The organism is Dellaglioa sp. CoH-55-MRSF-9, assembly GCF_056782155.1.
The window spans coordinates 1-249 of sequence record NZ_JBXAYG010000144.1; the positions used below are offsets into that span (position 1 = coordinate 1).

General features: G+C 73.5%; 1 protein-coding gene. It reads left to right on the forward strand.

Translation table 11 applies throughout. The annotated features are described in order from the left end of the window. Positions 1-185: hypothetical protein (locus AC1RPV_RS08115; protein WP_481764255.1), on the forward strand; the 185-nt coding region annotated here is incomplete at its 5' end. Between the last annotated feature and the right edge of the window lie 64 nt (positions 186-249).

The following is a 249-nucleotide window of genomic DNA, read 5'->3' on the forward strand; positions in this document are numbered from 1 at the left end:
CGCCGGATGACATCGCGGCGCTGCGACTTCCCGTGCTCCTGCTCCCCTGGGCCGGCGACCCGGGTCACCCGCTGTCGACCGCCGACCGGCTGCACGAGCTGATCGCGGACTCCGAGCTGTTCGTCGCCGAGAACGCGGCGGACGCGGACCCCTGGCGCGACCGGGTGGACGCGTTCCTGGGGTGAACGGCCGCACAGCGACAGGTGAAGGACAGGTGAATCGGGCCGTCCCGGGTTGACCGGCCGCCCG